Source organism: Synechococcus sp. WH 8016 (assembly GCF_000230675.1).
Taxonomy (GTDB): Bacteria; Cyanobacteriota; Cyanobacteriia; order PCC-6307; family Cyanobiaceae; genus Synechococcus_C.
In genome coordinates this window covers 98,118-114,651 of sequence record NZ_AGIK01000006.1, presented here as the reverse complement: position 1 = coordinate 114,651, position 16,534 = coordinate 98,118, and the positions used below count along the sequence as shown (strand labels likewise).

The 16,534-nt window shown below is 54.5% G+C and carries 22 protein-coding genes; 15 read left to right on the top strand and 7 right to left on the bottom strand.

The genetic code is table 11. The features are described from left to right. Positions 1–11 precede the first annotated feature (11 nt). Entirely contained in the window at positions 12–938 is a 927-nt protein-coding gene (locus tag SYN8016DRAFT_RS13020) for a HEAT repeat domain-containing protein (RefSeq protein WP_006854884.1), read from the top strand. A gap of 37 nt (positions 939–975) precedes the next feature. Here the strand turns inward: SYN8016DRAFT_RS13020 and SYN8016DRAFT_RS13015 are convergent, their stop codons facing one another. The 3 genes from SYN8016DRAFT_RS13015 to cpeB form a co-directional block, all read right to left on the bottom strand. After that, entirely contained in the window at positions 976–1,590 is a 615-nt protein-coding gene (locus SYN8016DRAFT_RS13015; protein WP_006854883.1) for a HEAT repeat domain-containing protein, read from the bottom strand. Between the two features lie 156 nt (positions 1,591–1,746). Beyond that, entirely contained in the window at positions 1,747–2,241 is a 495-nt protein-coding gene (cpeA, locus tag SYN8016DRAFT_RS13010) for a class 1 C-phycoerythrin subunit alpha (protein ID WP_006854882.1), read from the bottom strand. Between the two features lie 53 nt (positions 2,242–2,294). Continuing rightward, a complete protein-coding gene (cpeB, locus tag SYN8016DRAFT_RS13005; RefSeq protein WP_006854881.1) occupies positions 2,295–2,849 on the bottom strand; it encodes a class 1 C-phycoerythrin subunit beta in 555 nt (184 codons plus the stop codon). Positions 2,850–3,187: 338 nt separating this feature from the next. Between cpeB and SYN8016DRAFT_RS13000 the strand changes: the two genes are divergently transcribed. From SYN8016DRAFT_RS13000 to SYN8016DRAFT_RS12955, 10 genes are all read left to right on the top strand, one after another. Continuing rightward, positions 3,188–3,406: a hypothetical protein gene (locus SYN8016DRAFT_RS13000; RefSeq protein ID WP_006854880.1), complete on the top strand. Its 219-nt coding sequence runs from the start codon at positions 3,188–3,190 to the stop codon at positions 3,404–3,406. Positions 3,407–3,471: 65 nt separating this feature from the next. Then, entirely contained in the window at positions 3,472–4,086 is a 615-nt protein-coding gene (locus tag SYN8016DRAFT_RS12995; protein WP_371212450.1) for a phycobiliprotein lyase, read from the top strand. 1 nt (position 4,087) lies between these two features. Then, positions 4,088–4,789, top strand: a complete 702-nt coding sequence (locus tag SYN8016DRAFT_RS12990; protein ID WP_006854878.1) for a 15,16-dihydrobiliverdin:ferredoxin oxidoreductase — start codon at positions 4,088–4,090, stop codon at positions 4,787–4,789. Continuing rightward, positions 4,786–5,562: a phycoerythrobilin:ferredoxin oxidoreductase gene (locus tag SYN8016DRAFT_RS12985; protein ID WP_006854877.1), complete on the top strand. Its 777-nt coding sequence runs from the start codon at positions 4,786–4,788 to the stop codon at positions 5,560–5,562. The genes SYN8016DRAFT_RS12990 and SYN8016DRAFT_RS12985 overlap by 4 nt, the downstream gene beginning before the upstream one ends. Positions 5,563–5,746: 184 nt before the next feature. Beyond that, on the top strand, positions 5,747–6,265 hold the full coding sequence (locus tag SYN8016DRAFT_RS12980) for a phycocyanin subunit beta (RefSeq protein ID WP_006854876.1): 519 nt from the start codon (positions 5,747–5,749) through the stop codon (positions 6,263–6,265). Between the two features lie 40 nt (positions 6,266–6,305). Beyond that, on the top strand, positions 6,306–6,794 hold the full coding sequence (cpcA, locus tag SYN8016DRAFT_RS12975) for a phycocyanin subunit alpha (RefSeq protein ID WP_006854875.1): 489 nt from the start codon (positions 6,306–6,308) through the stop codon (positions 6,792–6,794). 86 nt (positions 6,795–6,880) lie between these two features. Beyond that, positions 6,881–7,471, top strand: coding sequence for a chromophore lyase CpcT/CpeT (locus SYN8016DRAFT_RS12970; protein ID WP_006854874.1), 591 nt, complete (start codon positions 6,881–6,883; stop codon positions 7,469–7,471). Next, entirely contained in the window at positions 7,462–8,271 is an 810-nt protein-coding gene (locus SYN8016DRAFT_RS12965) for a HEAT repeat domain-containing protein (RefSeq protein WP_006854873.1), read from the top strand. Before SYN8016DRAFT_RS12970 ends, SYN8016DRAFT_RS12965 begins: the two co-directional genes overlap by 10 nt. Next, positions 8,268–8,903, top strand: coding sequence for a HEAT repeat domain-containing protein (locus SYN8016DRAFT_RS12960; protein ID WP_006854872.1), 636 nt, complete (start codon positions 8,268–8,270; stop codon positions 8,901–8,903). The genes SYN8016DRAFT_RS12965 and SYN8016DRAFT_RS12960 overlap by 4 nt, the downstream gene beginning before the upstream one ends. Continuing rightward, the gene (locus SYN8016DRAFT_RS12955; RefSeq protein WP_006854871.1) at positions 8,900–9,388 is read left to right on the top strand and encodes a low molecular weight protein-tyrosine-phosphatase; all 489 of its coding nucleotides are present in this window, start codon (positions 8,900–8,902) and stop codon (positions 9,386–9,388) included. The genes SYN8016DRAFT_RS12960 and SYN8016DRAFT_RS12955 overlap by 4 nt, the downstream gene beginning before the upstream one ends. Before the next feature lie 3 nt (positions 9,389–9,391). On the opposite strand, the gene SYN8016DRAFT_RS12950 is transcribed toward SYN8016DRAFT_RS12955, so the two are convergent. Next, on the bottom strand, positions 9,392–10,876 hold the full coding sequence (locus SYN8016DRAFT_RS12950) for a bifunctional pantoate--beta-alanine ligase/(d)CMP kinase (protein WP_253909877.1): 1,485 nt from the start codon (positions 10,874–10,876) through the stop codon (positions 9,392–9,394). A 62-nt stretch (positions 10,877–10,938) separates the two neighbouring features. Then, entirely contained in the window at positions 10,939–11,448 is a 510-nt protein-coding gene (locus tag SYN8016DRAFT_RS12945) for a septal ring lytic transglycosylase RlpA family protein (protein ID WP_006854869.1), read from the bottom strand. Positions 11,449–11,785: 337 nt separating this feature from the next. Between SYN8016DRAFT_RS12945 and purM the strand changes: the two genes are divergently transcribed. Next, a complete protein-coding gene (gene purM, locus SYN8016DRAFT_RS12940; RefSeq protein ID WP_006854868.1) occupies positions 11,786–12,826 on the top strand; it encodes a phosphoribosylformylglycinamidine cyclo-ligase in 1,041 nt (346 codons plus the stop codon). Between the two features lie 138 nt (positions 12,827–12,964). After that, the gene (locus tag SYN8016DRAFT_RS12935) at positions 12,965–13,591 is read left to right on the top strand and encodes a 2-hydroxyacyl-CoA dehydratase (RefSeq protein WP_006854867.1); all 627 of its coding nucleotides are present in this window, start codon (positions 12,965–12,967) and stop codon (positions 13,589–13,591) included. Here SYN8016DRAFT_RS12935 and SYN8016DRAFT_RS12930 read toward each other — a convergent pair. After that, entirely contained in the window at positions 13,579–14,538 is a 960-nt protein-coding gene (locus SYN8016DRAFT_RS12930; protein WP_006854866.1) for an aldo/keto reductase, read from the bottom strand. The genes SYN8016DRAFT_RS12935 and SYN8016DRAFT_RS12930 overlap by 13 nt on opposite strands. A 49-nt stretch (positions 14,539–14,587) precedes the next feature. On the opposite strand from SYN8016DRAFT_RS12930, the gene SYN8016DRAFT_RS12925 reads away from it, so the two are divergent. Together SYN8016DRAFT_RS12925 and SYN8016DRAFT_RS12920 are read left to right on the top strand one after the other, a co-directional pair. Beyond that, a complete protein-coding gene (locus SYN8016DRAFT_RS12925; RefSeq protein WP_038014859.1) occupies positions 14,588–14,767 on the top strand; it encodes a hypothetical protein in 180 nt (59 codons plus the stop codon). 22 nt (positions 14,768–14,789) lie between these two features. Then, a complete protein-coding gene (locus SYN8016DRAFT_RS12920; RefSeq protein WP_038014911.1) occupies positions 14,790–15,302 on the top strand; it encodes a hypothetical protein in 513 nt (170 codons plus the stop codon). Between the two features lie 87 nt (positions 15,303–15,389). Here the strand turns inward: SYN8016DRAFT_RS12920 and SYN8016DRAFT_RS12915 are convergent, their stop codons facing one another. After that, a complete protein-coding gene (locus SYN8016DRAFT_RS12915; protein ID WP_253909876.1) occupies positions 15,390–16,226 on the bottom strand; it encodes an ion transporter in 837 nt (278 codons plus the stop codon). Positions 16,227–16,534 lie beyond the last annotated feature (308 nt).

The window sequence follows — 16,534 nt, the reverse complement described above, 5'->3', positions numbered from 1 at the left end:
CGAGGTCGATAATGGACTATCGCGTTCATCCTCCAGTGTCACACCCTTCAGCTCAGCCCAATAGCTCTGATCAAATCCAACTGAGTGGAGAAGAAGCAGCGCAGCTTGCCGAAGGACTTAAGCAACAGTTGCGCCAAGGAGAAATACCTGCAGGCGACAGTGATGCCATCGAAAAAATGGTGGCTGGATTAGGTGATAAACGTGGCTTATTACGACTTACTTTTGCGGAAAGTTTGGGTGCGGTCGGCAGCGCTGCCGTGCCCTCACTTTGCATTGCGATGCGACGGCACGAAAACGTCACCGTTCGTCGAGCTGCTGCCAAAACGCTGACGTTAATTAATGACGTGAAAGCACTACCCGATCTCCTTGAAGCTCTATTGGAGGATCCAGATCCTGTCGTCCAAGGGTCTGCAGTGGGTGCCATGGCATGCATTGGTGCAGCGTCGGTTGATGGCCTTCTTGATGTGCTCATCAACCCTAAAAGCAGTCAAATGCAAATTGGACTAGCGAGTTGGGGGTTGTCTTTTGTGGGAGCAAAAGCACCAGAAGCCCTGCGCAAAGCAGCCTGTTCAGAACATGCACAAGTGAGAACAGCCGCCATTGCAGCACTGGGTGATCAGATCCAACAACTTGACGATCTTGACGCCCGTGAACTTCTGCAAAATGCCCTGAAGGATCCAGAAGAAGAGGTTCGAGCCGAGGCAACCACATTGCTAGGGAAGCTTCATGACACCAACTGGGGAGCCCCACTCCTACTACCAATGTTGCGCGATCAAGATGCTCAAGTACGAAAGAATGCAGCACTTTCACTCATGAAACTTAGGGATCCGCAGGTGATCTCGAGACTTCGCACAGAACTTGAGCAGGAACAAGACAGCAGCGTGATTACCATTTTCAACCTTGCAATCAATCAACTATCTCGCGACGAAAATGATTAATCGATTGCCAAGCCTCAGCGATCATCTTCCCCTGGCATTACCTTTGGCCAATCATCCGACTTAAAGAAGCATCGACGGTCTCACGCGAGAGTGGATCTGTTTCAGGGTCAGCCAAAATGTCTCTTAAGCACTGTTCCGCCGCAGGATCTGGAATTTCTGCTAATGCCATCGCTGCAGACTGAATATGAGCAATATTGCCACCCTTACAAATGCGAATCAAAAGAGGGAGTGCTTGCGTGCCCACTTGGCCCAATGCCATCACGGCAGACTGAGAAACAACTGGCGAGGCATCATCGAGAGCAACTTCTAAGAGAGACATCGCCTCGGAGCTGAAGTCTTGCTCTGGATAGTTTGAAGCGATCTGCGCATAGGCTTTCACACAACTTGCCCGCACCGTTGCATCGGTGCTCTGAGCAAACAAGTCAGCTAGGGGGTGCAGAGTCGACACTCCAAAAGCACCTAAACCACGCACCGCGGCGCGGCGCAAAGAAACATCTGGTTGATCGAGTAAAGACAACAAGCGTGGAACAGATTCTTCCGGCCAATCATCAACCATTGCTGTATAAGCCTCTTGCTGAATCCTCGGATTGGGATGGGCTAGATCAGCGAAGAGATCATCCAATTCACGACGCTGGTCATTCGAAGAAGCCATGAAATCAAAGCAATGAAAGACGCTTGAAACCCATCAAATCGTCCCTATAAATCTACTAGAAAACCAATCCACTTCATCGCTAGCTTGGGAAGTGGCATAAAAAAAGGAGGCCAATTGGCCTCCTTTCGTTCCGTTTAAGGACCTAAACCAACGTCTTCAGGAAAGAGCGTTGATGGTGTAATCGAGATAGGACTTGAACTCGTTCAGAGCCTGGGGGCTCATGTCACGAGGTGCACAAGCGCGGTCACGGGTGTAGGTGAGAGCTTCCACGTAAGCGGAAGTAGGCAGACCTAAGCCGCGGTAAACCTCACGAGCACCAGCGATGCCCCACTCATCGAGAGGGCCTGTACCGCCAACAATCAGGCAGTAGTTGATCAGGCGCATGTAGTGGCCCAGATCGCGGTAGCACTTGTCCACCTTGGTCTGGTTCTCACCAGCCTCACCGGGCTGCTTGAGGTAGGGATACTTGTTGAAGCAAGCATCACCAGCTTCTTTGGTGACTGCATCGAGACCAGAAGCCAGCTTTTCAGCAGCTTCAAGACGGGCAGCAGCACGCTGGATGTTGCCTTGAACGGCTTCGAGGTCGTTCTGAGAAGGGAAGCGACCTGCTGCATCTGCAGCAGTCACAACGGTCGTGACGACGGATTTCATCGTTGAGATCCTTTAGATGGAGGTTTGCGTTAAAAAAAGAAAAACCGGATGACTCAGCTGATGGCGCTGATCACGCGATCGAAGTAAGAGGCAGCCTCAGCAACCAAAGCAGAGCAATCGCCCTGGATGGTTTCCATCTTGCGGAACTTGGTGCCACCCAGTGCGGGGGTGTTGGTCTCGCCGATGTGCGCAGTCGCTGAAGCCTTCATGATGGCAACAGCGCGGCCTGCGGACTGTGCAGGTACACCAAGAGCGATGTAGGTCTCTTTCAGACCATTCAGGCAACGATCGTCGAGGACAGAAGCGTCACCGGCGAGAAGTGCGTAGGAGATGTAACGGAGAACGATCTCACCATCACGCAGGCAAGCAGCCATGCGACGGGTGGGGTAGCAGTTACCACCGGCCTGGATCAGACCTGTGTTCTCACAAATCATGCCTGTCACTGCATCGGAAACGATGCAGGAAGCATTAGATGTAATTGCGTTGACAGCGTCAAGTCGCTTGTTGCCGTCGGCAACGTACGAACGGAGAGCAGCGATGTCGCCAGCACCAACAGGAGCGGTTTTGGCGTCAGCGCTCAAAACTGAGCGGGAGAATGCGTCGAGCATTGGGAGCCGGACTAAGGGAGCTTGAGGCCTAAGACTTGATAAGGAGTCAAGAAAACCTGACGTATCCGTTTCGTGGTCGAAAGCCCAATCAACTTAAGGGGCGCAAACTGGGGGGCCGTGCGTTTTGTGCAGATCACGCAAAGGTTCGTCACCGTTTTGAGCCGATCACTAAGAGAGCCTGTCCTGGAAAGGGTTCGATGACCGAGAGAAGTCCAAAATCCTGCTCAACCAGCACGGGGCGGGGCAGTATTTAACATTTGCTTCAGATTTAAACCGCTCGCGCGAGCGGTTTTCCAAGCAAACCCCTCTATTAGCCTTTCCAAAACCCTTGAAAGGCGATGGCTGAATCATCTTTGAGCGAACTTCAAGAGTCGATTGAAGAGCTCACGGCCTACATGGAACGGCTACGCAAAGATGTGATTGGCATGGGTCAAAAGCTCAAACTCCCTCAGAAACGCATCGATGCCTCCATTGCGGAGCACCCAGAGCTTCAACGTCTCACCCAAATCCTTCATCAACTCGAAGAACAAGTTCGAACGGTGAAAGCCTCCAATTAATGGAGACAGTCCCTACCTTTCAGTCGAATGGCCCTATGACAGTGAGCGACTCATCTTTAGAGGTCATGAGTGCTGAGGGATCGTCTCTCCCGACCGACGGGTTTGAAACACCCATGACGATGACGGCATTCCTTGAAGCCAGCGCCGGCATCTGGATGATTCGTCGCGTGGTCCATCACCAAGACCATCAAGATGATGAAGATGGAGATTCCAACCTGATCGTTGAGCCCTTCGGCCCTAATGACAACAGTGTGGCCGCTATTTGCGCAGCTCTGGGTGTGGACCCCTCCCGAGGCTGCGGAGGTGCACGTTTCTGGTGGGAAAGCAATCTCAAACTGAGCGATCGGAGTGAGGATCGTGCAGCGGCTCTTGTAAACGTCGTGAACCCTGAAGATTCAGCAAAAGGGTTCCTCGTTCGAGACAAGGGATACGTCGAAAAACAAGCTGTTCTGAGCTCTTACTGCTTTGCTGAAGATGGAGTGCTAACGATCACTACCCGATACGACACCAGCGTTGGCATTGAACGTTGCTGGTTTGTGACCGACCAGCTGCGCATGCGCGTGAGTTCCGTACAAAACCTCGACGGCGTCACCATGACGACTTACTGCACAGAGCGTCGTTGCCCTAGCGACGCTGACATTCTGGCCCTTGCCAGGCACACCGCAGAACGAGAGATCTGAAATGTTCGACCCCTTTCTCGAAACTCTGCATCAAGACATCAAAGCGAGGGGAGGCCAGACCCAAACCATCTCTCCTGAATTCGAATTACAGCGATCTGAGCGCAACGCCAGCACGATTCGCAGCTGGTTATGGGACGTTCCGGGCTTCCGGCGTTGGCGTGTCACCCGTCTAGATGCCGGAGAGAGTCTGCAGGTCCTCAACTCCGTGGCTTATCCATCCCATGACCTCGATCATCCAATTCTGGGAATCGATCTTCTTTGGTTTGGCGCGCGTCAAAAGTTGGTAGCGGTTCTTGATTTCCAACCCTTGATTCAGGACGAGGGATACCTGAAACGCCACTTCTCAGGCCTGAAAGCGCTCAATGAACGCTTCCCTGAACTGAATGGGGAAGAAACGATGCGTTCCTTTGACCCCCATCAATATTTCTCTCCGTGGCTGTTGTTTTGCAGAGGGGGAGCTGAGCAAGCCCACGAATCACTCCCACAGGCCTTTGATGAGTTCATGAAATGTTTCTGGGAGCTGCATGACACGGCCAAATCCGTTCCCTCGCAGCTACCGCCAGACGAAGTCGACAGACTTCAAATTGCCTATGACGTTTACAGCGCCGAACGGGATCCTGCTCACGGTTTGTTTACCAGTCATTTCGGGAAAGCCTGGTCTGACAAATTCCTGCACACCTTTCTCTTCCCTGCTGCGTTATGAGCGACTCACGCCAATCCAGCCTCGACCCCATTCAATTAGAAGGATGGCGCTGGGCACCGTTTCTCGATCAGGCCATCGCTCAACTGCTGCCGATGCAGCCGACGGCATACCCGATTGAGCAGACCTATCTGCATAAGCACAACACCGGTGGCTCCAAGGCAAGGCCGTTCAGTGCCACCACCGAAACCTGGGGATGCAGCACAGAAAAGCTTCGACAGGTCAGAGCCGCATGCGTGGAAGCCGGTTCAGCCGCGTCCGTTCTCAACCTGGTGATGAATCCCAGAACCAGCTATGACCTGCCTTTTTTCGGCGCCGATCTCGTCACGCTTCCAAACGGACACCTCATCGCTCTTGATCTTCAACCAGCCCTTAAATCGGACGCGACGCATACCGAGCACGTCTGGTCAAGGCTGACGCCGCTTTTTGAGCGCTGGAGACGAGAGCTTCCCGATGGAGGCCCCATCCCTGAAGAAGCTCAGCCCTTTTTCTCGCCCTGCTTCCTTTGGACGCGGTTACCGCTTGGAGCTGAAGGGGATGCGCTGATTGAAAAGGCTGTGATGCCGGCCTATCTCGACTATCTCCATCTGTATTTGGATCTGGTCAAAGAAGCGACATCCGTGAGCTCAGACCGAGAACAAAATCTCTTAAGCGGACAGCGGAAGTACACCGCCTACAGGTCTGAGAAAGATCCCGCCCGCGGAATGCTTGGACGCTTCCACGGGCCCGAGTGGACCGAAAACTTCATTCACGGCGTTCTATTCGACCTGGAGTAGGGGGAGAAAACGCCCTGGGCAGATGGCCTCTGCCACCTGGGGAGTTAAACATTATGAACAGCTGTCGGGGGCGACAAGCCTCTTTAGTCAGAATCAGTTCCGACGGGATGGGCACAGCTTCCGTGCCGTCCTCATCCAGGTCTGAAGACTTTTTCCCCTCCAGACAGTTCCAAGGAGTTCTCCCATGTTCGACGCCTTCACTAAGGTTGTCGCCCAGGCCGATGCCCGGGGCCAGTTCATCAGTTCCAGCGAAATCGATGCCCTGTCGGCAATGGTTTCCGACAGCGACAAGCGACTCGACTCTGTGAGTCGTCTCTCCAGCAACGCTTCCACAATCGTTGCCAACGCTGCTCGCCAGCTGTTTGCTCAGCAGCCTGCATTGATCGCTCCTGGTGGCAATGCTTACACCAGTCGTCGCATGGCTGCTTGCCTTCGCGACATGGAGATCATCCTGCGCTACGTCACCTACTCAGCATTCACAGGTGACGCTTCTGTCCTTGATGATCGTTGCCTGAACGGTCTGCGCGAGACCTACTTGGCTTTGGGCACACCAGGCGCCTCCGTTGCAGCTGGCGTCAACTTGATGAAAGAAGCTGCCCTGGCAATCGTCAACGACAAAGCCGGCATCTCCTCAGGTGATTGCTCTTCCCTCTCCAGTGAAATCGGCACCTATTTCGACCGCGCTGCTGCTGCAGTGGCCTGATCAGGCATAGCCGACTCGACGATTCAATCCCTTTTCAACAATGAAAACTCCCCTCACCGAAGCTGTAGCAGCAGCCGATTCACAAGGCCGCTTCCTCAGCAACACTGAAGTTCAGGCTGCTTCTGGCCGTTTCAATCGCGCCAAAGCCAGCCTCGAGGCTGCCAAAGGTCTCACCGCCAAGGCTGACTCCTTGGTGAACGGTGCCGCTCAAGCCGTTTACACCAAGTTCCCCTACACCACTCAGATGCAGGGTTCGAACTACTCCACCACCACTGAAGGCAAAGCCAAGTGTGCCCGTGATATCGGTTACTACTTGCGCATGATCACCTACTGCCTGGTGGCTGGTGGCACAGGCCCCATGGACGATTACCTGATCGCTGGTCTCGATGAGATCAACCGCACCTTTGAGCTTTCTCCATCCTGGTATGTGGAAGCCCTTAAGTACATCAAGGCCAACCACGGTCTGTCTGGCAATGCCGGCACTGAAGCCAACAGCTACATCGACTACGCCATTAACGCTCTGATCTGATCTAAATCAATCCAAGAGTTTTTGGTCAAAAGGGGCCCCCATCCAGGGGCTCTTTTTTATTGTCAACCAACTCCTAAAAGCGGAACATGACGCCATCCGTACGCCGTTTTGTTCAGCAGATTTGTGGTGAATACAGCAACCAAGAGCAGGCATTCGAAAATCCGCCTTTTTTTGCTCACATCTTTCTGCGCTACACACCTCTCCTCCACTTACAACCTGGATCGATTTTGCTGGAGCAGACCTATGCCGTAGATCCCAGCCATCCCTACCGCTTAAGGGTCATCAGAGCAGAAGAACGATCCCCAGGAGTGATCAAGCTCTGGAACCACACCTTCCTGGACCCGGATCGCTTTGCAGAAGCGACGTTTGATCCAGATTGTCGAGGACAAATTCAAGACAAGGATCTGATCTCCATGGATCAATGCCATTACCAAGTCACAGAGGTTGATGGCGGCTACCGCGGTGAAATGGAACCGGGATGCCAATGCATCGTGCGACGCGATGGGAAAGACACGGTTTTAGTCAGCACCTTTCATCTCAAAGGTGATGCTTTAGAAACACTCGACCGAGGGCATGACCCGGTCACCCATGAACGCTGCTGGGGATCCATCGCGGGCGAGTTTCGGTTTTTACGCACCAAAACATGGGGCGAGGAAATCCCTGCGCAATGGACATAATCAACACTCCAACTACAGACGCTGCCGACCACCCTCCCCTCAGTGAAGAGCAAGTCATCAGCAATCTGCAGCAAGAAGCAGATCTGTCTGACCAGTACTACGCCGCATGGTGGCTCGGAAGGATGCGCAGTCGACATCCCCAGACGGTGCCCCTGCTCCTAAAAACCCTGCAAACTTTTCAGGAGCATCCAGACGATCAAGATCGTCGCGGGGTTGCACTCAATGCCATTCGCTCTCTGGGTTGGCTCCAAGAGACCTCGACGTCCGACATCCTTTCAGGCCTCCTTCAATCCAATGACTACGGCATCCGAGAAGCAGCCGCACGCAGCTTGGGTTCGATGCAAGCCCCCAACGCCGTAAAAGCGCTTTGCTCCCTTCTCGCCAGCGGGCCAACCATCGCTGGCCAAGAACGTCCGAACTCAGCTCTGTTGCAAGAGCCCTGTGAAGCCATTCTTGAAGCGCTTGGATCGATTGGCAGCAACGGAGCCGACGTGCTGAATGTGATTCGTCCCTTTTGCAACCACGCTCGAGCTTTGATTCGTAGTGCAGCGTGTCGAGCGATGCTGCAGCTCACCCAAGACGGGCAATGGGCCCAACAGTTGGAACAACTGCTCAACGATCCAACACCGCTCGTTCGCCGTGGAGCGCTGCTCGATCTCGGGGCCACAGGATGGCTCCCCTCCCTTCCAGCCATTCAAGCCACCGCCGCTGAGAACAGCCTCAAATTGGTTGCCTTACGTGGATTGGCCGAACAATCTGGCGATTCCAAGGTTTTGGACGCCATGGATTCACTGTTGTGACGCACTCCGACCTTCTAAGCAGCGCGATTCGAGAGCTCGATCGTGCCCGCACAACTCCAGATCTGATCCAAGCCACCCGATCGCTATCGACCCTGAAGGATCTCAAGGCAGCGCCAAAACTGATCGAAGTGCTCAGCTTCAACAACCCAGCGGTGGGAGCGGTGGCGATGGGAGGACTGATTGCCCTTGGCCCTGATGTAGTGCCGATCCTGCTTCGCAATCTCAATGCCCATGATTACGGCGCTAGGGCATGGGCGATTCGCGCCTTGGCCGAACTGAAGGATCCTCGCGGCACCGATGTGCTGATTCAGGCCCTCCAACAGGACATCGCCCCGAGCGTGCGTCGCGCCGCGGCCAAAGGTTTGGCCGCCATCAGTGGAGCTTCGATCCATTCGCCAGACAGAACAGAGCGTTGTCTTCAGGCCCTGATTGATGCAGGGGAGGATGGAGAGTGGGTCGTGCGCTACGCCGTGGCCTACGGGTTGGAGTTTTGCCTCCTCCATTGCAGGATTCTTGGGAACATTCGTGATCAAGCCAGCAGCACGCTGAACACCCTTGCGGGGGAGTCTGAAGAGGTGGGCGTGGTGCGTCTCAGGGCAAAGTTGGCACTGCAACGCCTGAAGGCCTCATGACAACAAAGTTGCTATTTGTCTGTCTCGGCAATATCTGCCGTTCACCCGCCGCTGAAGGCGTGTTTCTTCACCTCATCGAGCAGAGAGAGCTCACGGACCAGTTTCTTGTTGATTCCGCTGGTACCGGTGGGTGGCATGTAGGAAATCCAGCCGATCAGCGCATGCAAGCAGCCGCCATGCGGCGAGGGATTCATCTGCCCAGTCGTGCCCGCCAACTCGAACGCGGCGACCTAGAGAGTTTTGATCACGTTCTCACCATGGATCGGGACAACCTGCGCAGTGTGACCAGCATGGCCAAAGAATTCGGCCCCAGAAGCACAGCCCAGATTCGCCTCATGCTCAGCCATGCGCGTCGGGCAGACACGCTCGAGGTTCCAGATCCCTATTACGGAGGTGAGCAGGGCTTCGAACATGTGCTCGATCTACTCGAAGATGCCTGCGAAGGCCTTCTAGACGACCTCTTGGCTCCAACAACTGAGCGCTAACCGTTAGGCGGGGGTTGGCCAAACCTCTTCCGCCACCCGACGGCGGAACAGATCTTCCAAGGCATCAATCACCTGGTCGATGCTCATGCCATCGCTGATCAACTCGACGGCATCGTCGGCCTGAAGCAGGGGCGCCACCTCACGGGTGCTGTCAAGGCGATCGCGTTCAACAATCTGTGCTTCTAGGTCGGGCAGAGCTGGCACCTCATGTCCTCTCTCCTCCAAATCGAGGGCACGGCGTCGAGCGCGCTCTTTCGGCGTTGCAGTGAGAAACACCTTGAGCTCTGCATCCGGAAACACTGCAGTGCCAATGTCACGACCTTCAGCGACAAGACCGCCCGCTGCGCCCATGCGCTGCTGCTGGGCAGTCAGCGCAGCACGAACACAAGCGTGGGCCGCGACCGCTGATACCGACGCCGTCACCTGCGGATCGCGAATGGCATCGGTGACCTCGTGGCCATTGACACGCACCGCCTGCACACCTTGCTGCAAGGGCGCAAGTTCGACCTCGAGATCCCGCAACACAGCGTCCACAGCCGCAGAATCCGCAGGATCAATTCCCTGCTCGAGCACCAACCACGTCACGGCGCGATACATCGCTCCTGTATCGAGGTAGACCAGTCCGAGGCGCTCAGCAAAGGCCCTGGTCACCGTGCTTTTACCAGCACCAGCAGGACCATCAATGGCAACGAGGGGAGAACGCGTCATTAAAAAGACATGATCAATCAGGCGAGTGCTGCCACATCGAACAGCAGCTGCAAGCAAATTAATGGATGCCTCATGGGGCTGGGAAGGCTGTAAGAGCCAGGGGTCAACAACGTCGACGTATTCCACTCCGAGTCCTCCCTCCTCAAGATGACGGCGAACTTGACCAGGGTCCGGCGACATGCTGCTACTCAAGAACGCAGATTTCGCATCGCGTAGAACCTGGGCAAACAACACCCCTTGCTGACGCTCTTGAGCGTTGAGGTAGCGGTTGCGCGAACTGCTAGCCAGACCATCACCATCCCTCACGGTGGGCACACTGCGCACCCGGACGTCCAAGCCCAAGTCCACCACCATGCGGCGAAGAATGGTGAGTTGCTGCCAATCCTTTTCCCCCAAAAACAACTGATGCGGCCTAGCCAATGCCAACAGTCGGCACACCACTGTGACGACACCATCGAAGTGACCAGGCCTTGTTGATCCGCACAATCGTGACTGCAACGATTTCGGCGCCTGAACCCTCCAGGATTCAGCCATCCCACCGGGGTAAATCTGCTGCTCGTCTGGACACCAGATTGCAGAAGCACCAGACAGCTCCGCCAGTTCGCAGTCCGCTTCCAAGGTTCGTGGGTAGCGAGCGAAATCCTCATTTGCACCGAACTGCAAAGGATTGACGAACACGCTCACCAAAGTCTCTGCCGCACCTGCCTTTGGGCGGGAGGCCGCCGCAATCAGGCTTGCGTGGCCGTGATGAAGCCCCCCCATCGTTGGGACAAAATGCACGAAGGCGTCACAGGATTGACGCCAACGTTGAAGTTCATGCAGGGATTGACAAACCTGAATGCTCAGCGGAGCACCTCGAGGCGCACTTGAGCAATGCCGCTTGACACCAACCCAAGGTGCTGGGCAGCGCCATGGGCGATATCGATGACGCGATGGCCACTGAATGGGCCCCTGTCATTGATTCGTACGATCGTTTCTTTGCCGTTTCTCAGATTCGTCACCTTCACTTTCGTTCCAAAAGGCAACGTGCGATGCGCTGCGGTCATGGTTCCTGGCCTGAACACCTCTCCATTAGCGGTGCGATTGCCAAAAAAGCCAGGTCCGTACCAGCTGGCTTCTCCGGTTGAGGTGGAAACAACCAACGTTTTGGCAGGTTTCGGCGGAGCGACGGCAGGGGGAGAAGCCACCGCCGGGGCTGTTGGAGCAGAGGCCTGAACGGACTCCGAGCTCAAGGGTTCGAAAGGGTCGTAGAGATCAATGGTGGGTACATCACGCGCCAACACTGGAAACAGGGCAAAGCCTGTAGCGAAGAGCCCAGTGGCGAGCGTTGCGAAGGGGAAAGATCGGTGCATGCAAGTCGATGGTTCGGCCTTGTTAGAGCGACCCTTGTCCGAAAACAAAGCGGTAAAGGTCGTCTGGTCCGAACGATCTCTCGTTTCAAACTTTGAGCAAGCTAAAAACCTTTTTCAATCGTGTTCAGGAACGCTGAGACATCTCGCTTGAACGAAATCATTGACGCAACCCTGAGATGTCACACCCGCACAGGGCTACGCAACACAACAGAACGAATAACGCATTAGGGAGCCTGATCTCAGAGAAAAGCCACACTCATCAATGGCTCGGACGATCCCAGATCAGGCACAGCACGAGCCATGAAAGAGGAGGATCATTGAAGTGAAGCATTTTTGAATGGACTACAAAACCGCTGGGGTCGATGTGGAGGCGGGGCGCGCCTTCGTCAACAGAATCCGCAAGAGCGTGGAAGCCACGCACCGGCCAGAGGTCGTGGGCGGACTCGGTGGTTTTGGCGGCCTGATGCGCCTTCCCGCAGGACTCAAGAAACCCCTGTTGGTGTCAGGGACTGATGGCGTTGGCACCAAGCTTGAACTCGCTCAAGACCATGGCCGGCATCACGACGTGGGGATCGACCTTGTCGCCATGTGTGTCAACGACGTGATCACCAGTGGGGCAGAACCCCTCTTTTTCCTCGACTACATGGCCACTGGAGCTTTGAGCCCTGAAGCGATGGCCACGGTGGTGGAGGGCATTGCCGAGGGATGTCGCATGAGTGGCTGCGCTTTGTTGGGTGGTGAAACCGCTGAAATGCCAGGGTTCTATCCACCAGGGCGTTACGACCTAGCAGGCTTCTGCGTGGCTGTTGTTGAAGAAGAGCAGCTGATAGACGGGCGGCAGATCCGCGCGGGCGATCGCATTCTGGGCATTGCCAGCAGCGGCATTCACAGCAATGGCTTCAGCCTGGTGCGCAGGGTGCTCACCCAAGCTGGCGCCAATGCTGAAACCAGATTCGGTCCCGACGATCAACCTCTGATCGAGACCTTGCTCACCCCCACACAGCTCTATGGACGTCTTGTGAAAACCCTGCTCGAAGCAGGAACACCCCTTCACGGAATGGCTCACATCACAGGAGGCGGGCTTCCAGAAAACCTGCCTCGTTGCCTACCGAACGGTTTACAAGCAAGCGTGGACCCTTCGAGCTGGGTACGCCCGGCTGTCTATGACTGGTTGCAATCCCATGGCGACATCCCCGAACGAGACCTCTGGCATACCTTCAATCTCGGCATTGGTTACTGCTTAATCGTCCCCGAAGAAGGGGTTGCGGTCGCTGAGAAAGCATGCGAATCACAGGGGCTTCAGGCCTGGACCATCGGACGGATCGAACGTTCAACAGGCGGGGATGGAAACGGACCCGTGTTGGGACTTCCAACATGAATTCCGCCCCCTATTCGATAGAAGACGTCAGCTCATAAAACTGGCTGCGCTCTCAAACCCATTTAGGGTATGAATCGTTAGTGTTGCTATGGCACTTCGGCATTAGCCGCAAGCAGAGCGTTAAATCTTTAACTAGAAATGGCTTTCGATAAAATTCAGAGAACGACCCGTAGACGATCTTCTGCTGGTCCTACGCCTCCACGGAGGCCTCTAGGCGGGAATTATGACCGTGCATCAGGCCATCGACAAGGGGCCAGGCCTACTTTTCTAGCCCTCAAAGATCATGGAAAGGTCTTTGTAGCCGATATGCCCTTCCTGTCGGACGGACAACTCGCCAACATCACCAAAGAAGCTGCTGAAGTTCTCGAGAGCCTCGAGCGCAGGATTGTTGAACTTGAAGAGATTGCGGATCAGCCAATTGCCGACCGCGACACCCTGATTAAGGCCTGCACCAAGCGAGACGTGACCCATCGTTTCCTTCGTGCCATTGAAGAGGAGCAACAGCAGCGCCGTGAAAACCCAGCGGTCCTGAGCGCTGCAGGGGAGTCCCTACCAAGAACATTTCTTGAAATCGCCCGGCATCGTCTGCCAGGAGCCACATTTGATTCTCTTCTTCAAGAAGCTTTGAATGCCTGTGAACAATCCAAGGCGCAGGAAGAGACGTCCAATCCATCTCCGGTCAAGGTCATTCCATTCCAGGGCAAAGCATCCTCTTTGCCAGTGGTTGTAAGTCCTGATCCTGATCCTGCTGATCAGGCACTCTGAAATGGATTAGCTGGCATGCGTGCCACTGTTTTTTGACTGGCTTGATCCAAAGCTTGCCTCTCGGTTTCACTCAGCGACCATTGCAAAGCTTGAGTGACATCAATTACTTGGGCTGGGCGGCGCAATCCTGGAATCGGACAAGCACCATGGGCCCGGCACCAATTCAAAGCCACTTGGGCCATCGAAGCGCTTCGGCTTGCAGCGATCTCAACCATGACGGCACGCAAGCCCTCACTGGCTGGGAGCAGACGCTGAAACAACCTTGAACGCAACATCGTTGCGGTGGTGCCTTGCGCTCCCGGAGGAATCGCCAAAATCCCGAGGGCTAGGGGGCTATAGGCCAATAACTCAACACCAAGCTCCCGGCACACGTCCGCCAACTCGCCATGGAGAACCGGTTCAGGAGCAAGCAGAGACAGCTGAACTTGCACGCTTTTTAAGGAGATCCCTCTGTTCAAGAGATGTTCATGGAGGAAGCGAAGACGCTTGGGCCCCACGTTGGACAAGCCCAGTTCTGGCACCAAGCCTTGCTCGACGAGGTCCCCAAGCCCATCGAGCAAAGGCAACTCTTGCCAAGGGGCATAGCGAGCCGTGCTCCAATGCAATTGAATTCGATCCAAACGTCCTCCCAAACGCTCTTTACTGGCATCAAACGCACGCTTAAACCCGCCGCGTCCCAGCCGCCAAGGGAATGGAGCCAACTTGGTTGCCACCTTGAGCTTTTGGGACTGAACAGGATCCATGGCACGCAGAAACTGACCCAGCAACCGTTCGCTACGCCCATTGAGGCGTCCTGTTCCATAGGAATCGGCGGTGTCCACAAGCGACAATCCGCCTTGAACAGCTGCTCTCAGAGTGGCCGCAAGATCGGGATCATCACGCTCCGGCTGGTAACCCCACAGCAATTGATTGCCCCAGGCCCAAGTCCCAAATCCGATTCCCGTCACGCCGGCCTTTCACTGTTCACGCCATGATCGTCGTAAAGCAGCGCTCGCCATGGCATCGATCGCAGAATCCATCATGCAAACGAGCAAACCATCCAGCTCCGATGCCGATCGAGCAGGAGATGGGGTCACAACAGACCAAAGCGAAAAGGTCCTTTGTCCCCACTGCCGTCGCACCGCCAGCAATGGCATCCGATGCATGGGGATTTGCGTCGCTGATAACGACTACTGAACAAAGGATTACTGAACAGATGATGGATCGCTCTCTTGCTTTGCACCTCAGCACCTTGCTGCTGCTGAGCAGCGCGATGAGCTTTCCCTTAAGAGGGGCTGCTGCCGATCCGAATCTCAAAATTGGCCGCTATGAAACGAACACGAAGGAGTGTTCCTTCACCGGCAGCAAGCAAGAAAGCTCTGCTTGCATCACCTTGCAGCTCAAAGGACGCAGTGCCTCCGTCGTAGCGGTCCGCTTGATTGGTCACGGCAGCACCAAAAATTCCCGTAGGCAGCTCACGTTCGTCACACTGACAACACAGGGAGAATCACCTTTGAAATGCAGCGCTGGAACCTGTCGCTTAGAAGCCCAGTCGTGGCAAAGCGCAGTCTCAAGCGTGGCAGAAGCTTCATTCAACTCCAATGGAATTGCAACGGGCTTACCCAAGGCTTGGGCCGCTAACAACGGAGAATGCAGCTTGAAAGACAGAGTTTTGCGCTGCAGCGCTCTGCACATCAATGGTGAGATCTACAAAGCAGAGGCTCATTTCTAGATTTCAAAATTTTTTATTTGACCGTATTAAACAAACAGAACACATGCCAACCAAGAGATCAGGTCTTCTAGTGGTTGGGCTGCAATCTCAACCACTCTTGGAATCTAAATCCGTTTTTTCTAAACTCAGAGAATCTGTGAATCCAGAAGAAATAATGCCAATAGGGATTGCGATCACAGCAATCCCAAACAATGCCGTCATCGCAGCAACAATCTTTCCAGCTGCTGTTTCTGGAGATACATCTCCATAGCCAACCGTCGTTACGGTAATCACTGACCACCATAAGCACCGAGGGATGGAGCCAAATTGCTCGGTTTGCACGCTTCCTTCAACCAAATACATCAATGCACTACTGATGCAAATCACGACAGCCGAATAGATGGCAGAAATTTGCAATTCTTCCTTTTTCGACGTAATAGCGTGATTAAAGTGCTTCACACTTTTCTGAAAGCGCTTAGAACGCCCTATCTTGCCAATTCGCACAAGACGAATCAGTCGAAGCAGATAGAGCTCAGGACTAATAAATCCAAGGATCGTTGGCGCAATCGCAACAAGATCAAGAATCGCCATTGGAGTGATCGCGAAATCCAAGGCGCCTCTCACTCCTTTTCGCGCCCCGTCTCGGAGCGGCGCAATCCATAAACGGGAAAGGTATTCCACAAGAAACAAGATTGCGACGACCAGGTCTAATTTCGCCAAAAGATCAAGATAAGGGCCACGAACCGCCGGCTCCGTCGCAAGAATTGCCAGCAGAATGGAGAAGACAATTAAAAGCCCAATAGCCTTAACAACATACGTGCTTTTTCGACCAGCTTGCTCTTCTTCAAGCAAAATACAAACCCTATTTCTAATATTTTTCACCTGATCTTCCTCGCAAAGAACTTGTATTTTGCTGCTGAAACCCCTCCATCGCCACCCAGGCACAAAGGCAGATCAGGCGCGAGTGAACGGGAGCTGCCACGGAGAACCGAACCTCAACCGCCGGCATTCCGTAAGCACAAATACTCAGCAATTCGGATAGAACGGTGCGGTCGCATGAGAACGACTCAGGCCCTAGGAGATCGAACGCTCCTGGGGCTTTTTTTTCGCTTAACCCTCGACCTCCAGCGCGTCATTCACAAGAGCCAACGCCTCAAGGCTCAACCCTCATCCCCAACAACCAAGCACCCCTTTGCGAGGCACGAACCCAAGCGCACGATCAAGCGTTGTCCTCACGAAGATCTGGGAAGATG

What these genes read in the sequence shown, in the direction of transcription:
- SYN8016DRAFT_RS12935 (WP_006854867.1), top strand. Translation starts at nt 12,965, where the DNA reads ATGGCTTTCGATAAAATTCAGAGAACGACCCGTAGACGATCTTCTGCT.
- SYN8016DRAFT_RS12955 (WP_006854871.1), top strand. Translation starts at nt 8,900, where the DNA reads ATGACAACAAAGTTGCTATTTGTCTGTCTCGGCAATATCTGCCGTTCA.
- SYN8016DRAFT_RS13020 (WP_006854884.1), top strand. Translation starts at nt 12, where the DNA reads ATGGACTATCGCGTTCATCCTCCAGTGTCACACCCTTCAGCTCAGCCC.
- SYN8016DRAFT_RS12985 (WP_006854877.1), top strand. Translation starts at nt 4,786, where the DNA reads ATGAGCGACTCACGCCAATCCAGCCTCGACCCCATTCAATTAGAAGGA.
- cpeB (WP_006854881.1), bottom strand. Translation starts at nt 2,849, where the DNA reads ATGCTCGACGCATTCTCCCGCTCAGTTTTGAGCGCTGACGCCAAAACC.
- SYN8016DRAFT_RS12980 (WP_006854876.1), top strand. Translation starts at nt 5,747, where the DNA reads ATGTTCGACGCCTTCACTAAGGTTGTCGCCCAGGCCGATGCCCGGGGC.
- cpcA (WP_006854875.1), top strand. Translation starts at nt 6,306, where the DNA reads ATGAAAACTCCCCTCACCGAAGCTGTAGCAGCAGCCGATTCACAAGGC.
- SYN8016DRAFT_RS12995 (WP_371212450.1), top strand. Translation starts at nt 3,472, where the DNA reads ATGAGTGCTGAGGGATCGTCTCTCCCGACCGACGGGTTTGAAACACCC.
- purM (WP_006854868.1), top strand. Translation starts at nt 11,786, where the DNA reads ATGGACTACAAAACCGCTGGGGTCGATGTGGAGGCGGGGCGCGCCTTC.
- SYN8016DRAFT_RS12970 (WP_006854874.1), top strand. Translation starts at nt 6,881, where the DNA reads ATGACGCCATCCGTACGCCGTTTTGTTCAGCAGATTTGTGGTGAATAC.
- SYN8016DRAFT_RS12990 (WP_006854878.1), top strand. Translation starts at nt 4,088, where the DNA reads ATGTTCGACCCCTTTCTCGAAACTCTGCATCAAGACATCAAAGCGAGG.
- SYN8016DRAFT_RS13000 (WP_006854880.1), top strand. Translation starts at nt 3,188, where the DNA reads ATGGCTGAATCATCTTTGAGCGAACTTCAAGAGTCGATTGAAGAGCTC.
- SYN8016DRAFT_RS12920 (WP_038014911.1), top strand. Translation starts at nt 14,790, where the DNA reads ATGGATCGCTCTCTTGCTTTGCACCTCAGCACCTTGCTGCTGCTGAGC.
- SYN8016DRAFT_RS13015 (WP_006854883.1), bottom strand. Translation starts at nt 1,590, where the DNA reads ATGGCTTCTTCGAATGACCAGCGTCGTGAATTGGATGATCTCTTCGCT.
- SYN8016DRAFT_RS12925 (WP_038014859.1), top strand. Translation starts at nt 14,588, where the DNA reads ATGGCATCGATCGCAGAATCCATCATGCAAACGAGCAAACCATCCAGC.
- SYN8016DRAFT_RS12945 (WP_006854869.1), bottom strand. Translation starts at nt 11,448, where the DNA reads ATGCACCGATCTTTCCCCTTCGCAACGCTCGCCACTGGGCTCTTCGCT.
- cpeA (WP_006854882.1), bottom strand. Translation starts at nt 2,241, where the DNA reads ATGAAATCCGTCGTCACGACCGTTGTGACTGCTGCAGATGCAGCAGGT.
- SYN8016DRAFT_RS12965 (WP_006854873.1), top strand. Translation starts at nt 7,462, where the DNA reads ATGGACATAATCAACACTCCAACTACAGACGCTGCCGACCACCCTCCC.